This window comes from Streptomyces sp. NPDC048504 (assembly GCF_043200035.1).
In the GTDB taxonomy this organism is placed as follows: domain Bacteria; phylum Actinomycetota; class Actinomycetes; order Streptomycetales; family Streptomycetaceae; genus Streptomyces.
In genome coordinates, this window is sequence record NZ_JBICXA010000011.1 from 189,860 (window position 1) to 214,854 (window position 24,995).

General features: G+C 66.2%; 15 protein-coding genes. 7 read left to right on the top strand and 8 right to left on the bottom strand.

Annotated features, from left to right (window positions below):
* Positions 1 to 10 precede the first annotated feature (10 nt).
* A complete protein-coding gene (locus tag ACGFY9_RS27060; protein WP_365989176.1) occupies positions 11 to 766 on the bottom strand; it encodes an FCD domain-containing protein in 756 nt (251 codons plus the stop codon).
* Positions 767 to 894: 128 nt separating this feature from the next.
* Here ACGFY9_RS27060 and ACGFY9_RS27065 point away from each other — a divergent pair, with 128 nt between their 5' ends.
* From ACGFY9_RS27065 to ACGFY9_RS27085, 5 genes are all read left to right on the top strand, one after another.
* Entirely contained in the window at positions 895 to 1,977 is a 1,083-nt protein-coding gene (locus ACGFY9_RS27065; RefSeq protein ID WP_393758265.1) for a sugar ABC transporter substrate-binding protein, read from the top strand.
* Between the two features lie 20 nt (positions 1,978 to 1,997).
* Entirely contained in the window at positions 1,998 to 3,509 is a 1,512-nt protein-coding gene (locus ACGFY9_RS27070; protein WP_393758267.1) for a sugar ABC transporter ATP-binding protein, read from the top strand.
* Entirely contained in the window at positions 3,506 to 4,501 is a 996-nt protein-coding gene (locus ACGFY9_RS27075; protein WP_365989173.1) for an ABC transporter permease, read from the top strand. Before ACGFY9_RS27070 ends, ACGFY9_RS27075 begins: the two co-directional genes overlap by 4 nt.
* Positions 4,502 to 4,564: 63 nt before the next feature.
* Positions 4,565 to 5,194 (top strand): isochorismatase family cysteine hydrolase, encoded by a 630-nt coding sequence (locus tag ACGFY9_RS27080; RefSeq protein WP_365989172.1) that lies wholly within the window; start codon positions 4,565 to 4,567, stop codon positions 5,192 to 5,194.
* 145 nt (positions 5,195 to 5,339) lie between these two features.
* Positions 5,340 to 6,668, top strand: coding sequence for an MFS transporter (locus ACGFY9_RS27085; protein WP_393758270.1), 1,329 nt, complete (start codon positions 5,340 to 5,342; stop codon positions 6,666 to 6,668).
* Positions 6,669 to 7,176: 508 nt separating this feature from the next.
* Here the strand turns inward: ACGFY9_RS27085 and ACGFY9_RS27090 are convergent.
* From ACGFY9_RS27090 to ACGFY9_RS27110, 5 genes are all read right to left on the bottom strand, one after another.
* Positions 7,177 to 7,305 carry a hypothetical protein gene (locus ACGFY9_RS27090; protein ID WP_393758515.1) on the bottom strand — a complete coding sequence of 43 codons (129 nt, stop codon included), beginning with the start codon at positions 7,303 to 7,305 and terminating at the stop codon, positions 7,177 to 7,179.
* A gap of 82 nt (positions 7,306 to 7,387) precedes the next feature.
* Entirely contained in the window at positions 7,388 to 8,533 is a 1,146-nt protein-coding gene (locus ACGFY9_RS27095; protein WP_393758272.1) for a tyrosine-type recombinase/integrase, read from the bottom strand.
* 171 nt (positions 8,534 to 8,704) lie between these two features.
* The gene (locus ACGFY9_RS27100; RefSeq protein ID WP_393758274.1) at positions 8,705 to 9,001 is read right to left on the bottom strand and encodes a helix-turn-helix domain-containing protein; all 297 of its coding nucleotides are present in this window, start codon (positions 8,999 to 9,001) and stop codon (positions 8,705 to 8,707) included.
* A gap of 122 nt (positions 9,002 to 9,123) precedes the next feature.
* Positions 9,124 to 9,825 carry a hypothetical protein gene (locus ACGFY9_RS27105; RefSeq protein ID WP_393758275.1) on the bottom strand — a complete coding sequence of 234 codons (702 nt, stop codon included), beginning with the start codon at positions 9,823 to 9,825 and terminating at the stop codon, positions 9,124 to 9,126.
* Positions 9,826 to 10,391: 566 nt separating this feature from the next.
* Positions 10,392 to 10,547, bottom strand: a complete 156-nt coding sequence (locus tag ACGFY9_RS27110) for a hypothetical protein (protein ID WP_393758277.1) — start codon at positions 10,545 to 10,547, stop codon at positions 10,392 to 10,394.
* Between the two features lie 203 nt (positions 10,548 to 10,750).
* On the opposite strand from ACGFY9_RS27110, the gene ACGFY9_RS27115 reads away from it, so the two are divergent.
* Positions 10,751 to 11,011, top strand: coding sequence for a hypothetical protein (locus ACGFY9_RS27115; protein WP_393758279.1), 261 nt, complete (start codon positions 10,751 to 10,753; stop codon positions 11,009 to 11,011).
* A 452-nt stretch (positions 11,012 to 11,463) separates the two neighbouring features.
* Here ACGFY9_RS27115 and ACGFY9_RS27120 read toward each other — a convergent pair whose 3' ends face one another.
* Together ACGFY9_RS27120 and ACGFY9_RS27125 are read right to left on the bottom strand one after the other, a co-directional pair.
* Positions 11,464 to 12,066 carry a hypothetical protein gene (locus tag ACGFY9_RS27120; protein WP_393758281.1) on the bottom strand — a complete coding sequence of 201 codons (603 nt, stop codon included), beginning with the start codon at positions 12,064 to 12,066 and terminating at the stop codon, positions 11,464 to 11,466.
* Positions 12,067 to 12,143: 77 nt separating this feature from the next.
* Complete coding sequence (locus ACGFY9_RS27125) at positions 12,144 to 19,301, bottom strand: polymorphic toxin-type HINT domain-containing protein (RefSeq protein ID WP_393758283.1); 7,158 nt, start codon at positions 19,299 to 19,301, stop codon at positions 12,144 to 12,146.
* A gap of 511 nt (positions 19,302 to 19,812) precedes the next feature.
* Here ACGFY9_RS27125 and ACGFY9_RS27130 point away from each other — a divergent pair.
* A complete protein-coding gene (locus ACGFY9_RS27130) occupies positions 19,813 to 24,882 on the top strand; it encodes a LamG-like jellyroll fold domain-containing protein (protein ID WP_393758284.1) in 5,070 nt (1,689 codons plus the stop codon).
* Positions 24,883 to 24,995 lie beyond the last annotated feature (113 nt).

Genomic DNA, 24,995 nt, shown 5'->3' on the forward strand with positions numbered 1-24,995 from the left:
CACCCACTCCTCAGGCGTCTTCGGCCGGCTCTTCGATCCTCAACGAGTGCATGAACTTCACGTGGTCCTCGACTGCCCTGATCGCCGACGCCGGGTCGCGGTTCTCGATCGCTTCGAGGATCGCCATGTGCTGGTCGATGGCGTGCAGCCGGTGCTCCGGCTCGAACGCGGCCTCCGTCAGGGTGGAGTCGGCGAAACCGCGGGCGATGTGCACCGCCGTCATCGCGATGTCCAGGATTTCGTTCCTGGCCGCCGTGGCGACCGCGGAGTGGAACATGGTGTCCAGCTCCAGGCGTTCGGCTTTGCTGATCGACAGGTCCCGGGATCGGTCGATGCACTCCCGCATGCGCTCGAGATCCTCGTCGGTGCGGCGGGCGGCCGCGAGTGCCACGCAGGATCTCTCCAGGTGGAGGCGGGCCTCGTCGATCTCGGAGACCGTGATCGGGCCGGACGCCTGACGCATCCGGATGCTCTCGCTCAACGTCTCGGTGAGCCGGGCGACAGTGGGCAGGGAGACGAAGGTCCCGCCGGTGTTGCCGCGGACGGAACGCACCATCCCGGCGGCGCTGAGGTTCTTGAGTGCTTCGCGGACCGTCCCGCGGGCGACGGAGAAACCGGCGGCGAGTTCGGCTTCGGAAGGCAGCCTCTCGCCGGGCTGCCAGACCCCGCTCGAAATCAGGTGCCGCAGATGGGTGGCGATCTGACCGGCCGCGTCATGGTGCCGAAGGACGAAGGAGGCGCTGGCCGCCTTCCAGTCCGCTGTCATGTACGTCCCCCACGCCGTAATGAGTACGAAAAGCATCCGCTCATCGCCGGTAACACAGAACTTCTAATGTCCAACATTAGACGTTCGGTTCCACCCTCAAAGTACATCTGACTGAGCGGACCACGCACATGAGACACAGACACTCTCCCACCCTTCTCGCCGCGCTGACGGCGCTGCTCCTGGCCGGCTGCTCCGCCCCGTCCGCGAGCACGTCCACCGCCGAGTCGTCCACGTCCGCACAGGCATCCGACGACGCGATGACCCAGACCGTCGGCTACGCGACGAAGGGCTCGGCGGCGAAGAACAAGCCGAAGATCGCATACATCGCCGAGTGCGCCTCGGCGTTCGCCTACTGCCAGGCACGTCTGAAGGGCGCCCGTAAAGCCGCTTCCCACTTCGGCGCAGATCTGCAGCTGTTCGACGCGAACTTCGACTCGGCTGCGCAGCTTCGGCAGGTGCAGGACGCCATCCAGCAGGGATACGACGGGTACGTCTTCTCCCCCGTGACCGACGCCTCGGGGTGCTCGGACTGGCAGCTCCTCAAGGCGACCGGAAAGCCGGTCGCCACGATCAACAGCCCCATGTGCGGGAACCCCGACTACACGACCGGCACGGTCGGTTTCGTCGGGATGCAGACGACCGACTACTTCAAGCAGACGTTCCGGAACGCGTTCAAGACCTGCGACGGCTCCTGCACGGTCGTCGCGGTCGGCGGCTATCTCGGATCCGATCTCTACGGACGCTGGAAGAAGGCGCTCGACGCCGTCAAGGCCGAATTCCCCAAGGTGACCATCGCTGATGCCCAGCCGGCGAGTTTCAACCCCAGCCAGGCACTGAGCGTGGTGCAGGACGCCCTGCGCGCGACGCCGTCGGTCAACATGATTCTCTCCGCGAACGACGACATGACCTTCGGGGCGGAACAGGCCGTCAAGGAAGCCGGACTCACCCCGGGCGACCAAGTGAAGATCTACAGCGTCGGAGGTTCGGCCAAGGCGGTCAAGCGGGTCGCCTCGGGCACCTGGAACGGCACTTCCGCACTGCTGCCGTACGACGAGTCGTACTACGGCGTGACGCAGTTGATGCGCAAGCTCGACACCGGCAAGGACACCCCCGGCTTCGCGTACCTGGCGAAGGCCCCGGCGATCGTCGACGGCCCCGGAACGGTGTTCATCACCTCCGACAAGGTGTCGCGGTTCACGCCGCAGTGGTGACGAAGGAGAACGGACACCCCATGACCACCGCCGCAGCACTCTCCTTCGTGGACATCACCAAGGACTATGCGGGAGCCCGAGCCCTCGCCGGGGTGACCGTCTCGATCGGGCGGGGGACCGTGCACGCGTTCGTCGGAGAGAACGGCGCGGGAAAGTCCACCCTGATGAAGGTCGCCTCGGGCGCCGTCCAGGCGACTACGGGCCGGCTCTTCATCGGGGGGACCGAGGCCACCGCCCACAACCCACGCCAGGCTGCCGCCGCGGGCATCGCGATGATCTACCAGGAGTTGACGATCGTCCCCGAGCGATCAGCCCTGGAGAACGTTCTGCTGGGCAATCTCCCCACCCGGGCGGGCGTGGTGCGACGCCGGGCAGCGCTCGACGCCTACCGGCGCGCCACGGAACTCATCGGATGCACCGTTCCCGCCGACGCCCGATGCAGTCGGCTCTCGGTGGCGCACCAGCAACTGCTCGAAATCGCGAGGTCCCTGGCCCGGGGAAGTGACGTCATCATCATGGACGAGCCCACCGCCTCGCTGGGCCCCCGCGACCGGGAAAACCTGCACGGGGCGATCGGCCGGCTCCGCGAGGCCGGCAGGACCGTCGTGATCATCTCGCACGATCTCGCCGAAGTCCTCCAACTGGCCGACCAGGTCACGGTGATGCGGGAAGGAGCGGTACAGCGCACCGCCGAGGTGTCGGACTGGACGAACGGTTCGCTGGTCGACGCCATGCTGGGTCCCGCCGCCCAGACGCGGCGATATCGGCGTCGCCTCCCCGCCTACCAGGGCGAGGAGATCGCCCTCAGCGTCTCCGGCGTGCGATCGGGCACGGTGGACGTACCCCGCTTCGACCTGGGCAAGGGCGAGATCGTCGGCATCGCGGGACTGGTCGGGTCCGGGCGGTCGGAGTTCCTCCGTGCGCTCGCCGGCGCGGATCCGGTCAGTAGCGGCGAGATGCGGTTGAACGGCAGCCCGGTGAGGTGGCCGGCTTCGCCTCGCGCGGCGAAGCGGCTGGGTTTCGGATTCGCGCCGGAGGAACGGAAGACGGAAGGACTGGTCCTGGGCCGGTCCGCGGCGTGGAACATCGTGCTGCCGTCGCTCGGCCGCGGAGTGGTGAGCGCCCGCCACCTGTTGAGCGCGACCGAGCCGATGGCCGGAAGGGTGAACTTCCCGCCGTCCCGGCTGGCATCGGGCGCGGGCACGTTCTCCGGCGGCAATCAGCAGAAGTTGATGCTGGCCCGCTGGATCCACGCGCGGTCGCCGGTGCTGCTGCTGGACGAACCCACCCGCGGCATCGACATCGGCGCGAAGGCGGAGATCTTCGAGCTGATGTCCGACCTCGCCGCCGAGGGGGTCTCCATCCTGTGGGTCTCCAGCGAACTCGAAGAGGTGGTCACCCACAGCCACCGGGTCGTACTCATGGCGCGCCACCAGCTCATCGAACCGGCCGAACCGGTCGACTCCGTCGAATCGATCCTGAGAGCGGTCTTCGACCTGCCTCCCACCCGACAGGAAGCCCTCAGCTCATGACAACCTCCCCCGTCGCCACGCCGCCGACGGCGGCAGCGTTGCGCATCCGGTCCGGCTCGTGGCTCGCCCGAGCGCAGTCGTACGGCATCGTCTTCGTGGCTCTCGCCCTGATTTCCCTGGTGACTGCCCTTCAGCCGGAGTTCATCGCCCCGGGCAACATCGCCAACATCCTGTCCCAGTGGGCGCCGGTCGGGGTGATGGCGATCGGCATGACGTACGTCGTGATCACCGGTGGGTTCGATCTGTCGGCGGGCTCCGTCTACGCGGTCTCCGGAGTGACCGCGGCCGCGCTCGGATCGACGCAGGCTCCGGTCGTCGCCTTCCTGGCGGCCTTCGCGGTGGGGATCGCGGCCGGCCTGGTCAACGGCGTCGTGATCACGGTCCTCAAGGTGAACGCTTTCATCGCCACTCTGGGCAGTTCCCTCGTCTTCAGCGGGATCGGCCTGGTGATCACGGACAACCAACCGTTCGTGGTCGACTTCCCGCCGTTCAGGATCCTCGGCGCCGGACGGGTCGCGGGCATTCCCTACTCGGGAATCCTGCTGGTGACGCTCTTGCTGATCGCCGGTGCGGCACTGGCGTACACCGCGTACGGCCAGTCCGTCTACGCCGTCGGCGGGAACCCGGAGGCCAGCAGGCTGGCCGGCCTGCGCGTCACCTGGACGCCGGTGAGCGCCTACGTCATCTCCGGGTTCTGCGCGGCCCTCGGCGGCGCCATAGCCACCTCCCAGCTGAGCTACGCCCAGGCCAACGCCAGTTCAGACCTGGTGTTCAACGTCCTCACCGTGGTGGTCGTCGGCGGCACCTCCCTGGCCGGTGGAGTCGGGGCGATCTGGCGTACGGCCGTGGGCCTCGCCATCCTCGCGACCCTGCAGAACGGCTTCAACCTGCTCCACATCAACTCCTACTACCAGGGGATCATCAAGGGCGCCATCATCATCGGCGCCCTCGCGCTGGACGGCCGACTGTCGCTGTCGCGCTCGCGTCGATGACGTACGAGACAGCTCCCCTCGGCGCAGAAACACCCATCCAAAACCCGCACAACAGGAGTAGCCATGCCTGACTTCACGATCGACCCCCGCACCACCGCCCTCCTCAACGTCGACGTCCAGAACTGCTTCGTCGAGAACTCGCCGGTGGCCGCCAAGCGTGGCCCCGACATCATCCCCCTGGTGAACGACATCGCCGAAGCCGTGCGCCGCAACGGCGGGCTCGTCGTCCACACCCTGCACGTCGTCCGGCCGGACGGCAGCACGACGGGAGTGATGGGCGAGTTCAACGCCGCGATCAAGGCGGGACTGCTCTTCAAGGGCAACCCCGCCGCGGAGTTGCACAAGGACGTGTTCGTCGCCCCGGCGGACGTGATCATGGACAAGCCGCGCTACGGGGCCTTCTACGGGACCGAACTCGACGTCATCCTCAAGAACCGCGGCATCGAGACCGTCATCGTCACCGGCATCACCACGAATGTCTGCTGCGAGACCACCGCCCGCGAGGCCAACATGCGAGACCTCCAGGTCCTGTTCGCGAGCGACGCGACGGCCACCTTCGACCTCCCCGAGGTCACCGCCGAGCAGATCCAGCAGTCCGTCTGCGCAACGCTGGCCATGGCGTTCGCGCAGGTCGCGCCCGCCGCGACGATCGTCGACAAGCTCAGCCTTCAGAGGAGCGCCGTTTCTGTCTGATCCCCGCCAGCGGCCGGTGTGACGTGGCACGAGAGGGATGCTCAGCCGTGTCACATCGATCGCCCGGCGAAGCGCCGGCAGAAGAACGGAGCCGAGCATCACCACCAGCCCCGCGATATCGCGTCCTCACCGTTCCGGCGCCCTGATGGCGGGCACGATCTTCCTGGTCGCCGCGAACCTGCGCCCGGCCATCACATCCTTCGGACCGGTCGTCGGCCTCATCGCCCGCCATACCGGCCTCTCCTCCGCCGAACTCGGTGTACTCGGCGCGCTGCCGCTGCTGGCCTTCGCCGCGGTCTCCCCCTTCGTACACATCCTGAGCCGCCGGGTCGGCGCGGAGCGGGCCGTCCTCCAGGCCCTGCTGGCGCTGATCGCCGGAACCGCCCTGCGGTCCTGGCCTGGCTCCGGACTCCACCTGTGGATCGGCACCGCGCTCGTCGGAGTGGGCATCGCGGTCTGCAACGTCCTGGTTCCCACCTTCGTCAAACGGGAGTTCGCGCACAACATCGCCTTGATGACAGGGGCGTACACCACCGTGATGAGCGGTTCAGCCGCCCTGGGGTCCGGCCTCGCGATGCCCATCGCGACAGCGGCGGGCTGGCCGGCCGCCCTCGGTGTGTGGGCTGTTCCCGCCGTCGTCGCCGCAGCGTTCTGGGCCACCCGATTCCGTGATCCGGCCCCGGCCGCTCCCGCCGCACCGGACTCGCAGGACCTCGCGTCCCGTCCCTCAGGCGCCATGTGGACATCGGCCGTCGCCTGGCAGGTGGCTCTGTTCATGGGCGCGCAGTCCACCACGTTCTACCTCCTCGTCACCTGGCTGCCGTCGATCGAGACGAGCGTCGACGTGCCGGCCGTCGCGGCCGGCTGGCACCTGTTCTCGTTCCAGGGCTGCGGCATCCTCGCCGGTCTGGGAGTGACCGCGTTCATGCACCGCCGCGCCGATCTGCGGCTCATCGGCGCCGGAACCGGCCTGCTGATGGCCACCTCGATGTTCGGGCTCCTGGCCGAGCCCCGGTTGGCCCTGCTCTGGGTCATCCTGTCCGGCCTCAGCTCCGGCAGCGCCCTGGTCGTCGCGCTGACCCTGGTGGGCCTGCGCGCTCGCACCGCCGCCGACACCGGTCGGCTGTCCGGGATGGCACAGGGGGCGGGCTATCTGCTCGCGGCGACCGGTCCCAGTGGCGCCGGACTGCTCTTCCAGGCCACAGGTCGCTGGACCCCGGTGGTCCTGGCCGTCGTGACCGTCGCCCTCGCCCAGAGTGTGATCGCGGTTTTCGCCGGACGTCCGCGATTCACGCACCCTGAGGCACGTCATGGCAGTGTCCCTCGTCCTCCGCGGGCGTCCACCGATGCCACCGTAGCGGCCCGTCCCGCAGCTGCTTCGCCGCAGGCCTCACGCGTTACCGGGCCGCCCTCGAAGCCGCACCGACCCGAAGCTCCTCGCGAAGGCTCGCCTGCAACCCCGGAAAACGCCTAGTGGTGGGGTAAGTGGTTACCAATAGGTCGAGCCCCGACAGGTGGTAGCCCGTCTCCGGCGTGCGGAGAAAGTCGCACTTCGCCGGAACCACTTCGAGTACGCACCCACCACAAGAACTTGCAGGTCAAACACCCTTGTCTGCAGTTCCAGGATCGCCACGCACTCCACGTGATACGTCGTCGGCAACACGTCGGCCGATCTTTCAGACGCGCGTCATCGTCCTCCCCGACGCTCCGGCCCATCGGGACTCCAACCCCTGAGAAATGGCTTGAGTTCCTCACGTGTGACCACACGGGTGTGCGGCAGTTCTGGAAGCGGAGTCAAGGGGTCAACCGACCTCACGTACCCCCTGGCCCACTCCAACCAGCGGCGAGCCGAGTCCAGAACCGGCTGGTCCGCAACACCGTCCAACTCGTCGATGCGACGTTCCAAAGCCACGCAGTACGCACTGAGGACAGCGACCTCCTGCCAGCGCCCGGCCTCTTCACGCAGCGTCTGAGCAAGCTGTTCACGAACAGCTTGCTCCCCTCGCCACGTCCACGACGTAGGTGCCGAGGTCGTCGGCCTCGACGACTCCGGGGACGGAGCCGCCGGATCGCAGGGGCTCGATGTAGCGGGTCGCTGCGACCTCTCTCAACACTTTCTCAGGCCACCTTACTCTTCAGCCTTGCGATCCACAGTCAGCCCTTGGGGCGTCGAGAAGTGGAAATTGCCCGCCCTCAGCCCTGGGGAGAATCTGGGGAGTTTCGACTGCCATGCAGATCTCCCTGCCTCCCCAACAGTCCGTCACTGGCCGTGCGGCCCTTGCTTCCGGCCTCCGGCATGAAGTGAGCATAGTAACCGAGGGTGATCGCCGGAGAGGAGTGTCCGAGCCACCGGGCCAAGGTCACGACGGATTCTCCCGCCTCCAGCATGATGGAGGCGTAGGTGTGCCGCAGCACGTGGAAGCCGTCCTTCGGCGCCGCTTCCCACTGCCACTTCTTCGCCCCCTTGGCGCGCGGCGGGATGATTCCGGCCTTGGCCAACGCGGGCTTCCACGTGTAGGTGTTCCACGTGTTCACCGCGATGGCGTTGCCGAATCGCGTCGTGAGCAACAGGGAGAACTTCCTCCGCTGCCCCTCCGGCCTCCCCCACGGGAGCTCCACCTCCACCGGCGGAAACACTCCGACATGACGCTTGAGCTCCTCGGCCACCGAGGGGGGCATATCGACGACACGGGTCTTCTTCCCCTTCGGCAAGGCGAAGTACAGCCTCCCATTGATCGCCTGGACTTGGCGGCGGACATGGAGGACCCCCCTCGCGTAGTCGATGTCGTCCGGGCTCAAGCCGAATACCTCGCCCTGACGGAGTCCGCACCCCAGACCGAGGACGACGGTTATCCGGTTGCGCGGGCTGATGACGTCGCGGACTCGCAGCGCTGTCCCCAGCAGCCAAGCCTCGCGGCGCTCCTGAGTCGCCTTGGGCCACCGCACGGACTTCGCATGCATCGGGTTGTTCGCGAGCCGCTTGTCGTCGACGGCCGCCTCCAGAATGGAGGAGAGCTCGGACAGGATGCCGCGCTGGTAGTCGACGGAGGAGACAGTCGACTCCAACGTGGCTATGTACGCGCGCAGATCCGCCGCCGTGATGTTCCTTAGGGGCAGTCGACCCAGGTGCGGGATGATGTGCAGGCGCGCTCTCCGCTCCTGGTTGTCCTGGGTCTTGGGAACACCACCTCTGCCGGGCGCCCAGTGCATCGCGATGTAGTCCGCCAGCGTGATGGATCCGTCGCGCGGGTCAACGAACTCGCCGCGCTCCTCGTCTGTAGCTGCCCGACGAAGCCACGCCTTAGCATCCTCCAGGATGTCGAAGGATCGGTCCCGCACCCCGGGTATGCCGGCGACCTTGTACCGCTTCCCCTTGCCGTAGCGAGCGGTCTTCTCCCTTAGCCCGGTTACCAGGTCCTTCTTCTTCTTTACCCAACGGTCTTCTATGTAGCCGGCCAGGTGGGGCTCCTTTTCATAGGGGGTGCAGGGTGCGCGACGGCGTTCGGCGGGTCAGGCGGCGGAGCGGCTGCGTTGCTGCGGGGCTCCGCTCAGCGGGTTCAGCTCCGGGTTGGAGCGGGAATCCGCCTGTTCCTGTTCACGGATCCATCCATCGAGGGCTTCTCGCCGGTACATGACTCGGCCACGGGGGCCCATGCGGAAGCTCGGCGGTCCCTGCCGACGGTGGCGCCAGACGTAGAGGGTGTGGGGTGAGAGGCCGAGGTAATCAGCGGCGTCTTTCACTGTCAGGAAGGCCGTGCGGACGGATGCGGAGGAAGAAGTGGGGGCAGGCAGAGGTCGTGCAGGCATCGGAGGTTCTCTATGAGGTACGGGAGTGAGGAGGCCGGCTGGGCGGAAACCGGTGCTCCGCCCAGCCGTTGCCTGTCGTGAGACAGGGAAGAATCGCGAAGACGCCGCGACCCGGAGTACCGCTACGGACGCCGTGCGGTCGAAGTCGGCTGGCTCGGCAGGTCAGGAAGGGCCAAGGCAGTTTCGAGTTGATCCCACGGGATTTCGTCCCGTGTCGGCTTGCGAAGGCAGTACGCGAAGCGTTCGGCGAGGCGGGGAGCACTCATTCCGGCGCATTCGGCCACCGCAAGGATGTGCCCCGCCGTCTGGTCGCCGTTCTTCAGCCACGCCGCGATGCGCGCGTCACGGAGAGCCGAGACATGCCTGCCGAGCGGCGAGCCGAGTTCCTGCGCCTGCAGAACCGCCGCCCGCGCTTGCCGCCAGACCTTCCGGTAGACCTCGGTGGTCAGCGGCCGTCCATCGTCGAGAACGAATATCGCGTCATCAGGGCGGAGATCGCGCCGGATGGTCTCCTCCTTCAGGATCGCCGCCAAGTCGCGGCAGAGGGGAACACGCCGTACGGCGCCCGCGCGGTCCGAATCCTTCTCGCGGCGCTCTTGTGCCTGAGGGCGGGCCAGGAGCCAACTGGCGCCGTCTTCTGCGATTTCCACGTCTCGAACGCGCAGCGCGAGGGCTTCTTCCGGACGCAGGGCCGCGAGAGCGATGGAGGCCAGGAAGGCGCGCAGAACGAGGCCGCTCTGGGGCTGTTCGCCGGCCCAGTCCAGGATCGCGAAGCACTGCCGATCGGAAAGATGAACCGTTCCTTCACTAACAACTGCGGCCATAGGAAAGCTCCTTGGAGTGAGGTGTGGGGATAGACACGGCTGTCCGGCCATCGCGTGCAAATCGCACGGCGACCGGACTTCTCCAATGGTTCGGAGAATCGCCGGTTTGGCCAACCGGCGATCGTCGGCTATGTTGCCCCGCTCACGCACACACTCTTCCGCGAGCTGATCTAGGTTCGCTTGCTTCGCCGCACGATTCCAGTCCCTTCCGGGATCAATATGTCTGCCGTCGGCGAACCACGCGACAAACCACCACACTGGTACCGAAATTACCAGGATCGACCCATCGAGCACTCAGCCCTGAACGGGCGAAAACGTTGGAACAGAGCAGGTGCCTTCTAAGCGCCTGCTCTATCCATCGTGACCTTGGACGCCTTGTTCCCCGTCAATCACTTCTGGCGGACTGGTGAGTGGGCTACACCGTATGAACCCACCGAACGCCGCGAGTTGTCGGACCGGTTCCTTTCATCCGGACTGCCCGACTTGGCCGAGCGCGCGGGGCAACGCGGACCGCATACTACGTGCGCACCGTCCAGTCCGACATGGACGTGGTCTCCAGACTCACCTCAGGTGGTGCGGCGGTTAGTGATGCCCCCGCGCGCTTCCTTGGCTGCCGCCTCCCACTGGGCCGCCGCCCGAGCCGCCTTGGCGGCCTCGGCGGTCTTCTCTGCCGCGGACGTCGTGAAGGAGTTGAATCCGGTGGTTGCTGTACCCCAGCTCATGCTGTACCGGGTTCAGCCACATGAGCCGTTGTAGCAGAAGCCGTCGCCGTCGCGGTACTCGCCAAGGTCCCCCTCCGCAACGTCATCGGCGAAGCAACCGTGGTCGTTGCGCAGGGTCGCCGTGTCCTAGCCGTGGCCTGTGGGCCGAGTACGGAACTGCCTGAATATGTCTGGAGTGAAAGTGGGGACCTACACTCTGCCTCGTGACCTTCGCCGCCGACGGCCAGTCCGTTTATCAGCTCAGTGAGAAGTTCGGCCAGTCCGATGTTGTTGTTTGGATCGTCCTGCTCGTGATCTGGGCAGTGACAGCCAGGTGGAGAGAGCCAGCCGTAGCGCAGGGCGAGGACCAGGGTCGCCTGCAGCAGCTCGGCCGCAAGCGGTCGCGCTGGATGGCGGTATGTCTTGTCGCAGTTGGCGTTCTGTGGCCCGTTCTCAGCTTCCTCTTCCTCCTCAACTTCGCATGAGACTCCACCTCGTGCCAGTTCATGATCGGTCGCGCAGGTGAGTGCTCACAGCACTGTCCCTGACTTCGTGCAGGGGGCAGCTGGGTGCGTTCCGGCCGCCGGTCTGCTGCTGCACCGCATCGGCTGAAGCCCGGCCCAGAAGGCCAGCGAGCGCAACGGGGCGCAGATCGCCGCCTGGAAGGACGAGCAGTGGCCCGTCATAAAAAGAGGGCGGCGGACCTGGGCGCCTGGCTCTGCTTTGAGGACAAGGCAGGTCAGCGCCCCGAGGCCACCCAAGGGCCGAAGGGGCTGCACCCCGGTCGTGAAGGTCACCGCCGCGGGCACCAAACGGGTCTCCATGGCGGCGCTGATCTGCACGAAGGCCCGTAAACGTCTCCACCCACAGCGGCTCAGCTCTCAACACCCCACGCATACAAGTGAAATGCCCAGATCACGGCCTTCTGCAACGCGCTTTAGAATCCGAATGCCAGCCTCTCCGGCGAGAGCCTGGAGAATTCTACAGTTGCACTATCGACGACATCTCGAATTTTTCTCCTGCACTCAGAGGCAAGGTCTTCAGCTGAGTTACGAAATACTTCGATTATCAAGTCGTCTCCCTCTACACCTTCCATCTCAGCCTTATACTCCTCAATAACATCTACAGGGATGAGCGTCGATGCTCGATGAATCTCCCGTTCAAGAACAGCGCACGCGCTACTGCCAGCCTGCTTGGCCACGTCCAGTTGATCACACATCCAACGGATCATCAGCAGACTTCGGGGCAATTCCAGCATTTCGCCAGTTAGGCGCATTTTGACAGCCCAATCCGAACGGGTCATGTACGCCGGGTCACCGGCTGCGCCTGGGACCTGCAGCCCGGGCAATAGGAGCGGCTCATCACTGCTCCTGGTCGCGAAGCGTTGACGCTCCGAGGCCAAGATCTCGGCAAACTGGACCCCCGAAAGGGCCATCGCATGCCTAGCCGCCAAGATGGCATCGAGTTCGATCTGCCGGATAGGAGTGAGTACCTCATCCAAGATATCAACGACCGCCGAACGAAGAGACGAATCAATCATGCTGCAAATTCCTATCAGCTAGATTCCCCAGGCCCCACAGAGGCTCAACCAAAGGGACCGCCGCAGGCTGAGGAATCCTATTTAAGTATTCGCCCAGAACGAATCCGATTGAGCGCGTCGACCAGACCCTCCAACGGGGCCACACTTCCCGCATGCGGTTCATCATTCCAAGGGCCAGGCCACCTCTTCGTCAAGTACCGTTCGTTCGCCAGAGCATCCTCCTTACTGTCATAGTTTCGTATGACCTGCATATATGCTCCGTCGCCGAATGCCCCGTATTGTTTCTTACTGTACCGAGTAATGGGGTTATTAGTGATTCCCCACTTCTGAACCTCGCGCCCATTCTTGGACATGATCGCATAAAGCGAAGTCTGATTAGCGTCAGGCATCGCCCCAACAATCGGCTTCGTGGTACCGCACCACGGTCCACCCGCATTGTGAACGAGGACCGGCGTACTACCTGCCAGCACATAGTACGTGTGGAGTTGCTGGACGGTGAGGTTCCAGCGATTTGCAGCGCCAGGCGTGAGCTGGATACTGACGACATAAACATGGCCGTTAGTGATGGTGTTAAGGACGTCGCCGCGCTGAAGCCTACCGGCAGCGACCCAGGTATGGATGGTGTCGTCCCAGAACGGGTGGTTGGAGGTGGTGTGGAGGGCGGCGGTGTGACCGTTCTTGGTGCGGATGGTCAAGTCGAGTAGGTCGTGGTCATGGTTGACCCACACATGCTGGACGGTGCGGCTTCCCTGGCGCTTGCCGGTTTTGGGATTGGCTGCCTCGACTTTGTCGCCTACCTTGATCTTGCCGATCGGCTTGGTCTTGCCATGAGCCATCAGCACCGGAGTTGAGGGCGCGAAACTACATGGCGCAGCAGCTGCGGCATCTTCTTCCGCACCGAACTCTCCACCGACCATCAATCCGCCGGCTTGTTCTCCGGTTTCTTCGGAGGCTGCGTAGTCGAGCGAATCAGAATCCGCTCCTAGACTTTTCGCCCAACTACTAGTTGTTCCTGGGTCATAGCTGCATGAGCCCGAGTCAACCCAGCAGGCCGGATTAGCGGCGTCACTTACATGATCAAAAAAGTTGACCATGCCAGCGACTTGAGCGAGGGCAATTGTCTCAGCGCGGCGAGCCTTCGAGTCAGCGCCATCCCCACTGCCCCCGTGTCCCGTGCCCCAGCTCGTGTTGTAGTGGGTCCGGCCGCATGAGCCGTTGTGGCAGTAGCCTGCACTGTTGTATCCGGGGTCGACGGGTCCGTCGGTGATGATGCCGCTCGAGCCGCCGACCACGTTGCCCTTGGGCGTGCCGACACCGCAGATGTCCGCCATGCACAGGCCGGTGGGGTCGCTCCCGCTGACGGGGTTGTCGCCGGCGTAGGTGTATCCGCCGAGCTCTTGTGGGCTGGTGGCAATGAATACGGGGTCGAGGCTGATGAATCGGCCGAGTGTGGGGTCGTATTCGCGGGCGCCGATGTCGGTGAGGCCGGTGGTGGTGTCGGTGGTTTTGTTGAGGAAGGTGCGGTTGTCGGCCCAGGTGGTCGTGGTGCCGCGGGTGTTGCCGTAGGGGTCGAACTGGCGCCAGGTGGGGGTCTGGGCTGTGTAGTCGAGGTAGAGGCTGTTGGTTCCGTGCTGGTCGGCGGCGAGTTCGAAGCCGTAGTTGGTGCCGGTGCCGGTGCGGACGATGGTGGTGCCGCCGGGGGCGCTGTAGTAGCGCACGCCGGTGGCGGTGCCGGCGGAGTCGTTGAGGGTGATCTGTTCGCTGCCGAGATAGAAAGTGGTCGTGGTGGGGTCGATCTGCAGCAGGAGGTTGCCGTCGGCGTCGTAGATGTAGCTGGTGGCGGTGCCGGTGGTGCTGTTGGAGACGCTGGTCAGCTGTTCGGCGTTGTTCCAGAGGAGGGTCTGGTCGCCGGTGCTGGTGTCGCGGGTGGTGGTGTTTCCGGCGGCGTCGTAGACGTAGCTGGTTGAGCCGGTCGAGCCGCCCGTGGTGGTGGTGCTGGTCATCGTGTTGGGCTGGCTGCTGGACCAGCCGCTGGTGGTGAGGGTGTCGCTGCCGGTGCCGGCGACGGTGTGCTGGGTCTGGGTGAGCCGGTTGCCGATGTCGTCGTAGGTCCAGCTGGTCCAGTAGGTTCCGCCGGTGATGCCGTCTCCGACGGTGCTGTGGTCACTGCTGGTGGGGCTGGTGTCGCAGGTGTTGGTGGCGGTTGAGGCGGTGGTCCAGGCGGAGGTGAGGCGGTCGAGGGTGTCGTAGGTGTAGCACTGGGTTTCGGCCGTGGTGCTGGAGCCGGAGCGGGTCTCGGTCTGGTGGGTGATGTTGCCGGAGAGGTCGTAGGTGTATGCGGTCTCGTCGATGGTGGCGGGGGTGGTGGTGGAGCGGGTGACGAGTTGGTCCGTCAGGTCCCCGGTGTGTGCGTCGTAGCCGTCGGTGACGGTGGCGTAGGAGGTGGAGGAGCCGAGCTGGACCTGGGCGACCTGGTTATAGGCGCTGTAGGTGGTGCCTTGGACGTAACCGTAGGAGGTGGTGGCCAGGCCGTAGGGCTGGCCGTCGTTGTTGTAGGTGTGGGTGACTGTCTCGGCCGGCAGCCCGCCGCCGGCGCCGTAGGCGTCGGTCCACAGCAGCCCGTTGACGCTGGTGTAGGTGTGGGTGATCTTCCACGTCTTGCCGAGGACCGAGCCCTGTGCACCCGGGGGAACTATCGTCTCCTCGCCCAGGGACTCGCCGAAGACGTTGAAGTTCACGGCCTGCTGTACGTAGGCGTAGCCGCCGCTGTAGGAGGTGGCGGTAGTGACGTGCCCGACCGGGTAGGTCATACCGGAGATCGCGCTGTTGGAGTTGTCGTAGACCCAGGCTGCGGTCTGGTTGCCGGGTGCGCTGGTGGAAGCGTAGGCGGCCTGGCCGGCGGTGGAGGCAGCGTACTGGCCGGTCTTACGGTCGAGCGCGTCGTAGGTGTAGGAGACGTACTGGCCGCGGGAGTCCTGGGCCTGCAGCAGGTTGCCGTCCGCGTCGTAGGTCATGGCGGCGGTCGTGCCGGCGGTGGGGTCGGTCTTGGAGACCACCTCGCCGGCCAGGTCGTAAGTGCTGGTCCACACCTGGTTCTTGGCGTCTGTGGTGGTGGACTGCTGGTTGTGGCCGTCGAACCCGTAGGTGGTCGCGGTGCGGGTGCCCCCGGTGAGGTAGAAGATGCCGGTGGCGGTGTTCAGCGGCGTGGTCAGCGTGGGTGCGGCGGTGTACTCGTCAAGTTCGCTGGTGCGGCCGGCCGGGTCGGTGCGTGTGGTCTTGGTGACCCCGCCGGGGGGCGGGATGACGGTGGTGGCGTCGCCGTTGTAGACCGTGGTCGTGGTGGAGACGATCACCGCGTTCTTCTCGGAGATGTCGTAGACCTGCCGTCCGAGACCGTCGTGGGTAAACACGTCCTGCTCGGCGACCTGGTTGTCGGGCACCGACTTCAGCCCGAGTGTCGGTGTGGTGGTGGAGTCCCAGTAGTCGGTGTTCTTCTTCGCTGTCCAGCCGCGCGAGTCGTACAGGGTGTCGTCGATCAGACGGCCGCCCTGCGGCGTGTAGGTCTGGGTTTGGCGGGTGCGGCCGAGGGAGTCCTCGATGGTGACCGAGGTGAGGTAGCCGCTGTTGTCGTTGAGGGTGTTGGTCACCACGCCCGAGAGGGAGCTGCTGGACAGGGTGTAGGTGTAGGTGAGGTTCGCCAGTGCGGTGGTGGCGCGCGAGTTCTTCCACACCGAGGTTGCGCGGCCCAGCGCGTCGTACTGGACGGTCGTCACCACGTGGTTGGCGTCAGTGCTGGTGAGTGTGAGCCCGCGTTCCGCATCCAGTGTCGAGCTGGTGGTGTGGGCGACGCCGCTCACGGTGGGTGCCGTGACTGTCTGTCCGGTGGTCAGGTAGGCGGAGTTGACCGTGTAGGCGGTCGTGGTGGTGTTGCCGTTGCCGTTGGCCGTGCTGGACAGGCGGTGGTAGGTGCTGTCGTAGGTGTTTTTCGCGGTGGTGCGCCAGGTGAAGGCGCCCGAACCGTAGTCGGTGGCCTTGCGGGTCATCGTGACCAGGCCCATGGTCGGGGCGGCGGCCTGCGGGAAGGCGGTGGAGAAGGTGGTGTCGTCGTAGAACGTCCGGGTGGCGGAGACCACCTGGTCAGGGCGGTTGACGCTGGTGGGTGCGCCGAGGGTGTTCAGTCCGTCGGGGACAGAGGTGACGGATCCCTCGCTGAAGCCGGAGCAGGCGACCGAGTCCACTTCGGTGCCGGAAACCAGGCCGACGATGTTGGCGCTGGTGTTGGCCGGTGCGTACGTGGTGGCGGTGCACTGGTCGTAGGCGGTGTTGGCCGGCACGGTGTGCGTGTAGGCGTAGGTCGGCAGGCCGAAGTCGTCGTCGGAGCGGGTGGCGTCGTAGGTGGTGTCGGTCTCGTTGTAGCGCCAGCTGGTGGTGCCGCCGTCGGTCAGCCGCTGCCGGGTCCATGCCTCGGCGGTGCTCGTAGCGTTGGCTGTGAGGTCCGGCAGCCCGGAGCGGGTGCGGGTCGCGGTTGCCGCGGAGATCCAGTACGAAGTGATCGTGGAGTGGTCGACGCCTCCGCCGTTGCCGAGGTACGAGGTGGACTCCAGTATTTGGCCGCTGAGTTGGGCGGAGTCGGTGTGGCTGCCGCCCTGGGAGTCGGTCAGCGACACGCTGCGGTTCGAGGTGGACGAGAGCCGGTCGCCGTCCATGCCCTGGTAGTAGGAGTCGACCTGCTTGGTCTGGGCGTCGCCGGAGCCGTTGCCGGTGGTGGTGGTCACCTGTTGATAGCCGCGCCACTGCCCGTAGGTGCGGTATTTGGCCTTGGTGGTCTCGTCGTCGTCGTAGTGCCAGGCCGCGCCGCTGTAGGAGTAGTCGGTCTCCTTGGTCGCCGAGCCGCCGGTGCTGTCGGTCTCCAGGACTTCCTGGACCGCGTATTTGTTGAACCAGTCCAGCATCGGGCTGATGTAGCCGCTGGGCGTCCAGTTCTGTGGGAAACAGGACGCGGTGTTCGAGGACGGCGTGGCCGAGGTCGAGCAGGCGGTGGGCAGTGTGTAGGAGACCCCGGTCACCCCGCCCAGTTCGTTGGTGATCGCGGTGATGCGGTAGCGGAACAGGCCCGGGTAGGTGGAAGTACTGACCCGGTTCTCCAGCGCCGAGCCAGTGAACTTCACCGCCGGCATCTGGATCGACGAGGTCGAGCCGCCCGCAGAGAGGTCCGAGCCGGTGCGCTGGACCGAGGACAGCCACAGCGTCGCGCTGGTCGCATCACCTGTCGACGGCTCGGTCTGCGTCAGCGCGTAGGAATCGACCGTCACATACGCACTGGAGGAGACCGAGTACTGCTGCGTGGTGATCGAGGTCAGCCGGACCGTGGAGAAGTACGACGGCGCGTAGGGGGCGCATGTCGCACCGGAGGCACAGGCCAGGTCGTAGGGGACGTCCGGGTAGTAGGACGCGTTGGATGAAGTTTCCGAACTGCCGCAGTTGCTGCTGGTGGACGTACAGCGGACCGAGGCGCCGTAGACGATCTTGTCGGGGACGGTGCCGTAGGGGCCTGTGTCGGTGGTGAAGCCGTAGTCGATGTGCGCGAGGTAGGAGTCGCGTACGTACTTGACCTCGGATGCTCCGCTGTAGGCGCCGTAGTAGTTGGTGTCCTGCTTGTAGTAGTACGCCATCGCCGCGCCGGTGGCGGAGGTGACGTAGTCCAGGTGCCACTTGTAGGCCATGGTGCAGTAGCTGTTGGTGGCCGTGGAGTTGTAGCAGGGGTCGCTGGAGTGGGCGGAGTACACGCGCTCGGAGTCCACCGAGTTCGTCGCGTCGTTGCTGGAGGCCCAGCCGGGAAGTTCGTTGCGGCCGAAGTAGTACTTGGTGCCGTCCCGCTCCGTGATCACCCAGTACGACGTGTCGTAGGTACCCGATCCGTTCGACGAGCCAGTCACCTTCGTGACCGTCGCGCCGTTGTCGTCGGACAGCTTGTAGGTGGACGTGTCCTTGTCGTAGACGATCGAGGTCGACGATCCGTTCAGGGACATCGTCAGGATCGGGCCGTCGTAGCACTCGTCGGTGGTGGTGACCGAACCAGCGCTGCCCTCCGGGGAGTCGGCGCAGGAGGTGAACTCCTGCGCAACGAAGGAGTCTTGGGTGGTCCACCCATCGCCCACCCATGAGGACTGGGCTTGAGTGTTGGCGGTCTTTCCGTCGACACTGCCGGAGTCGTAGGACAGCGATGCGTCCGGCGCCAGCGAGGTCGAGGCCGCTGGCGAGTCGACCTTGTAGGTGTAGGTGAAGTCACCCGACGAGCCCGACTGGCCCCACGAGCCTGCGGACGACAGGGTCGAGGCGTAGTTCCCTCCGGCCCCGCCCTCCTGCCCGGTGGAGTCGGTGGCCGCGATCACGGTGGCCGCGCCGGAGGTCGAGACGGTCTGCGCCGTCGCGGACTTGGAAGCCGCACCGGTGTAGACAGCCGAAGACGCCGCTCCCGCTGCGGCCTGGCTGACACTGGTGGAGGCGGCGCTCTTGACTGAGCCGGTGCTGCCGAGCGTGAGGTCCGCGGATACGGCTGTGTTGTTGGGGTCGTTGAGGGATGTCAGGGGTGTCTGCTTGCGGCACTGGGCGAGCTGAGGGGTTGTCAGCGCGCAGGCGGGCAGTGTCACCAGTCGCAGCCGGGAGGCGTAGTTGCCGCCGACGGCCTGGCGGAAGGCGCCGTAGTCCAGGCCCACTGTCACTCGGCCCGAGCTAGATGCACCGGTACCGGCGCTCTGGCTGGTGGCGAGGGACCAGACCGGGCCGGACACTCCCAGCCGGGTGGACAGGGCCCGCGACTTCACCGAGACCCCCAGCGTGGTCGGGCCCGTGTAGGTGCCCTTGCCGGGTGCTACTGCCCGTGCCCACACCGGTGTTCCCGTCGCGGTGGCCTTGGAGCCCGTGGTCGCCGAGTGCTTCGGTGCTGTGAGTTTCAGCGTCCCTGCCTTGGCGGCTGGCCACGCCGTCCGGGTCGGTACTGCCGTGCGCCGGGTGGCGGCGGAGAGATGCACGCTCTTGTGCGGAACGGGCTTCAGGCCGGTGACTGAGCGGCCGAGGTCCGCCTTCGGCTTTGCAGCCGACGTGGTGGCCGTCGTAGTGGGCAGCGCGGTCGCTGTCGATCCGAAGGCCAGGCTCAGGCACAAGGACCAGGCCAGTACCGCGGCCCACCCGACCAGAAGCCTCCCGGCCGTGCGCCGGTATCGAGCCTTTACCACTCCGCTGTTTCCGCGCACCCGTCTACCGGACACGGCTTCCCCCTCGCCATGACGACATGCCGAAATATCGAACAACCGCCAGCCTCTATTACCGCTGCGGCGATTGTTCCCCGACGGAAAGAAGTACATGAAGGTTTAATCCAACTGAATAATGAGTTGGGAAAGAACTCACTCAAGAAGGTGAACAAACTTCAACAGAAGTGGACATCCAAGGCGTGCACGTGCCGTGATCTGAGTCACACAATCGCATGCGGGGCCATTAAATCCTCATACCGTGGCGCGATCCGGCCGCCTTCAATGCCGCACCCGCACTGCGCTTCGCAGCGGCAGGGCGCATCAATGGGCGGCGAAAACCGCCGTGGCTATTTTGCGAGAGATTGACCCTCGCGCGAGGTCGTTCAGGATAGGCCGGGGGTAGGCCGTGCAGGGTTTTCCATCAGCATGAATAAGTGGGGGAAAGAAAGTGCAAAACATATCGCGGACCTCTCTGCCTTACTCCTGGGTGCGCCGCATGATTGTCGGTGCCACTGCCCTGGCCGTCTCGGGTGCCCTGGGGCTTCCCGGCATCGCACACGCGGCCACATCGGCGCCCAACGTCGGCTCAGCCAGCCGCTCGCTAACCCGTGTTCCCGCCGGGCTGAGCGAAGATCAGGCCCTGGCGAAGGCGCGGACCTCAGGCAAGCCGGTCCAGGCGACGGCCGCGACGACGGACTCCTCCACACTGACCGCGAACCCGAACGGCACGCTGACGCTCAGACAGACCATCGCCCCGGTGCGCAAACTGGTGCACGGGAGATGGAAGAGCCTGGATCCGACGCTCGTGCGTCAGGCCGACGGAACCATCTCTCCCAAGGTGTCAACCAGTTCCCTGGCCCTGTCTGGCGGCAGCGCGGACGCCCCGCTAGCCACCATGCGGGCTGGCGACGGAACCCTGGCGGTGTCCCTGCCCGCCGCGTTCACACTGGGAACCCCCTCGCTCTCGGGCGCCACTGCCACCTACCACAGCGTGCTTCCCGATGTGGATCTCGCCGTCACTGCCCAGGACACCGGCGGGTTCAGTGAGGTCCTGGTCGTCAAGAACGCCAGTGCCGCGGCGAACCCCGCACTCACCGACCTGAGTCTGTCCACCAAGGCCACCGGTGTGACCCTGGCCAGCGACACGGCCGGTGACATCACCGCCAAGGACCGCCACGGCCGCACCGTCTTCTCCGCCATCGCCCCCACCATGTGGGACTCAGTCCGTGCCACCGCGAGCACCCCGAAGGCGACCAACCCCCAGACCGGTCAGAGCGTCGACACCCGCACCGGCAACCCGCTCGCCTCCAGCCTCTCGTCGCCCGGAACCGCCGCCCGTACCACCAGCCTGAAGGCCGCATACCACGCCGGGAAAATACGGCTCTCGCCCGACCACGGCCTCCTGAGGGGCAAGGACACCGTCTACCCGGTCTACATCGACCCTACTTTCGTCCCCTCCGGTCAGACCGACACCGTGCAGGCGTGGGCGTTCGTCGACAGCGAGTGGCCCGACACCGCGTTCTGGAAGCCTGCCGCCTCCACCCCCGGCCCCCTCCATGTCGGCTACACCGACTGGACCTCCGACGTCTCCACCAACCGGGCCTTCTTCCAGACCAGCATCCACAGCGGCGTCTGGGGCGCGGACGACATCATCGACTCCAAGATCTCCTTCTACGAGAACTGGTCGGCCTCCTGCACCAAGGAGGAAGTCGACCTGTACTGGACCGGATCGATCACCTCCGGCACCACCTGGAACAACCAGCCCAAACGGCTTAAATTGCTCGACTCCCAGTCCGCCGCCCACGGCTGGTCCACCTCATGCGGCCCCGAAGACGTCACCTTCGACAGCAAATGGCTGATGCAACAGGCCGCCGCCGGCAAGTGGTCAAAGGCCACCTTGGAGCTGAAAGCCGCCGACGAGGGCAACGACCTGGCCTGGAAGCAGTTCAGCAAGCAGGCCACCATTACCACCACCTACGACCACACCCCCAACACCCCGACCACTCTGACCACCAGCCCGGCCACCAGCTGCTCCGCCGCCACCCCCACCACCCTGGGCCTGGGCGACGTCACCCTGCGCGCCGCGGTGTCCGACCCGGACGGCACCACCAGCCCGCTCACCGCCGACTTCACCCTGAAGAACATGTCGAGCGGCAGCACCTCCACCCGGGCCATCAACGCCACCAGCGGCACCACCGCGAGCACCCTCTACTCCCACACCAGTACCTCCGGGCCGTTCCAGGCGCTCACCGCGAAAACCGAGTTCGCCTGGTATCTCACCGTCACCGACCAGGATCTGACGAGCAGTCAGTCAAAGACCTGTCACTTCTACTACGACCCCACGATCCCCGGCGCGCCCACCATCAGTTTCGTCACCTCCACCACCAGTCAGTGTCCTGAACTCGCGGACAGTGCCTTGGGCGACAGTCTGTGCACAGTGGGAACGGCCGCCGCCTTCACGTTGACGGACACCAACACGAGTTCCGCGCCCGGCAGTTACCGCTACCAGCTCAACGGCGGCAACCCGGTCAGCGTCGCCGCCTCCAGCTCCAGCCCCTACACCGCCACCATCTCGCTGAAGCCGACCACGCAGACCAACGTCCTGACCGTCACCGCAGTCTCCAGCGGCGGGAACATCGGCGACACCGACGACTACCGGTTCATCGCCAAGGCTCCCGCTACCGCCGCCAGCGACGACCTCAACGGCGACGGCAACGCCGACCTGCTGACCGTCGGCGGCCAGAACTCCCTGCCCGCTGGACTATGGCAGGCCACCGGCACCGGAGGCGGGAAGGTGAACACCGTCGCCCGCGACATCGGTATCGACGGCAACGGCGTCTCCACCACCAACCACACGGCCACATCCTTCAGCGGCACCCAGGTCATCACCGGTCACTTCGCCAGCGCCACCGGCTTCACCGACGTTCTCGACTACAGCTACGACACATCCAAGGTGTCAGCCAGCGCGGAGATCCTGCGCGGAACCGGCGACGGAAGCCCCCTCGACCCCAACGGCGGCATCCCAGCCGCAGGCGACTCCACCGCCGCCTTCAGCCGCTCCATCAGCACAACCGCTGACGACGGCACCACCACCTCAACCACCGCCTTCGCCACATCCATCGCCAACGGCGGCGGTCTGTACAACTACGCCGTCAGCGACACCAACGGTGACGGCACGTTCGATCCCACGGCCATGACCGGCTACTCCGACCTGCTCATGGTCATCGACGGCTCGCTCTACCTGTCACCCGACAGCAGTCAGCCCGGCGGCTACAACGGCGCCGACGCCGCCACCGACCTGGCCGACTACAACCCCTACTGCCTCGCCCAGAACACCAGCACCACCACCAACTGCACCACCGGCTGGAGCGGCTGGACCATCACCAGCACCCTGCTGAACGGACTGCCCGCGGTATTCGCCCGCGACACCAGCACCAGCGACCCCTCTGCCGGACAGCTGTGGTACCTCAGCCCCGGCAACCTGACCAAACTCGCCGACGACGCGATCAACAACCTCGTCATCGACACCTCCCTCGCCTCCGTCGAGGCAGCCTCCACCGGCTGGGACTCCGGCAACCAGCCCACCCTCCAGGCCGCCGACATCAACAACGACGGCACACCCGACCTGTGGACCACCACCAGCGCCGGCACCGTCACCGCCAATGAGATGACCCTGACCGGCACCACCGCCACCTGGATCACCCCCACCGGCGCCGTCCAGGCGCTCAGCACCGACACCCACGACTGGCCGCTCAACGATTACGACACCACCGCCCTGACCGCCGACGACGCGGCCACCAGCGCGATCGCCCTCACCGGCACCAGCGGCGTCACCGCGCCCACCGGCGGCCTGTTCGACCCCGACGTCGCCCTCGACTCCAGCGACCACGACTACCTCCAGGGCGCCAAGGCGCTGGACCTGACGAAGTCCTTCACCGTGTCCGTCTGGGCCGATCCCACCGCGTACGGCGGCGCGGTCCTCTCCCAGAGCGGCAGCGCCGACTCGGGAATCCTGCTGATCCCCACCACGGACGGCTGGCAGTTCAGCCTCAACACCGGTGCGGGCACCTCCTGGAGCTTCGACACCGTCACCGGCGGCAGCGTCCACCTCGGCACCTGGGCCCACCTGACCGCCAGCTACGACAAGACCACCGGCGTGATGAACCTCTACGTCGACGACGTCTTCGTCGCCACCGGCAGCCACACCGCACCCAGCACCGGAGCGAGCGGCAACTTCCAGCTCGGCGACGACTGGCACACCAGCGCCCGCGCCGACTACTTCACCGGTGAACTCGCCCGCGTCCAGACCTGGACCGGCGCCGTCGTACCCCCCGCCCAGCCCTACACCCCGGCCGGATATCACCAGGCCGTCACCCCCACCCGCATCCTCGACACCCGCTCCAGCAGCGGCCTGACGTACACCAGCGGCGTCACCGCCGGCGCCAGCACGGTGGCCAGCGATTCCGTCACCCATCTGAAGATCGCGGGCGACAGCGTCACCTCCCCGGTCGGCGGCGCTCCCACCACGATCCCGGCATCGGTCACCGCGGTCGCCGTCGACGTCACCGCCACCGCACAGACCGACGGCGGCTACGTGACCACCTACGCCGACGGCACTCAACGTCCCAAGACCTCATCCACCAACTTCACCGCGTCCACCACCGCGACCGGCTACCAGATCGTCCCCGTCGGCAACGATGGCAAGATCGACCTCTACACCCACATCAACACCACCGGCGGCACCGCCGCCCTGATCGTCGACGTCACCGGCTACTTCATCAGCGACTCCACCGTCACCGGCGACCAGACCTACACCCCGCTAACCAGCGCGGTCCGCGCCCTGGACACCCGCTCCAGCATCGCCCACACCAGCTTGACCGCCACCGGCACCGTGACAGCCGACAAGACCTTCACCCTCCAGATCACCGGCCAGAACGGCATCCCCAGCACCGCTACTGCCGTCGCCGTCAACCTCGCCGCCGCCGACGCCACCGGCACCGGCTACCTCCAGACCTACGCCACCGGATACGCACCCACCGCCGCCACCAGCCTCAGCTTCAACAGCGGCAACGCCATCGCCTCACTCTCAGGCGACGTCCCCATCGGAACCTCCGGAACCATCACCATCTCCGTCCACGCCAGCGCCACCGCCGTCCTCGCCGACATCTCCGGCTACTACACCACCAGCACAACCGGCCAGAAATTCCACACCATCAACCCCACCCGCCTCGTCGACACCCGCAGCGGCATCGGCGGAACCACCAGCCCCGTCGCCGCCAACAGCACCTACACCCTCACCCCCAGCACCACCCAGCACGTCACCACAGCAACCACCCCCACCATCGCCGCCATGGTCACCATCACCGGCCCCACCGCCGGCGGCAACGCCACCGTCTACCCCACCAGCACCGGCAAACCCGCCACCAGCAACATCAACTGGGGCACCGGCGACACCCTCGCCAACCTCACCCTCACCCCCACCGACACCAGCGGATCCATCACCCTCTACAACGACAGCACCGGCACCACCGACCTCGTCATCGACTCCAGTGGCTACTACACCTGACATCCGCCACACAGAACCCGAAGGGCCAGGGGCCGGACACGCAGCATGTGCCCGGCCCCAGGGCCAACTACCAACTAGCCGCGTCGACTTCGTATGCGCCCGGCACGTCGGAG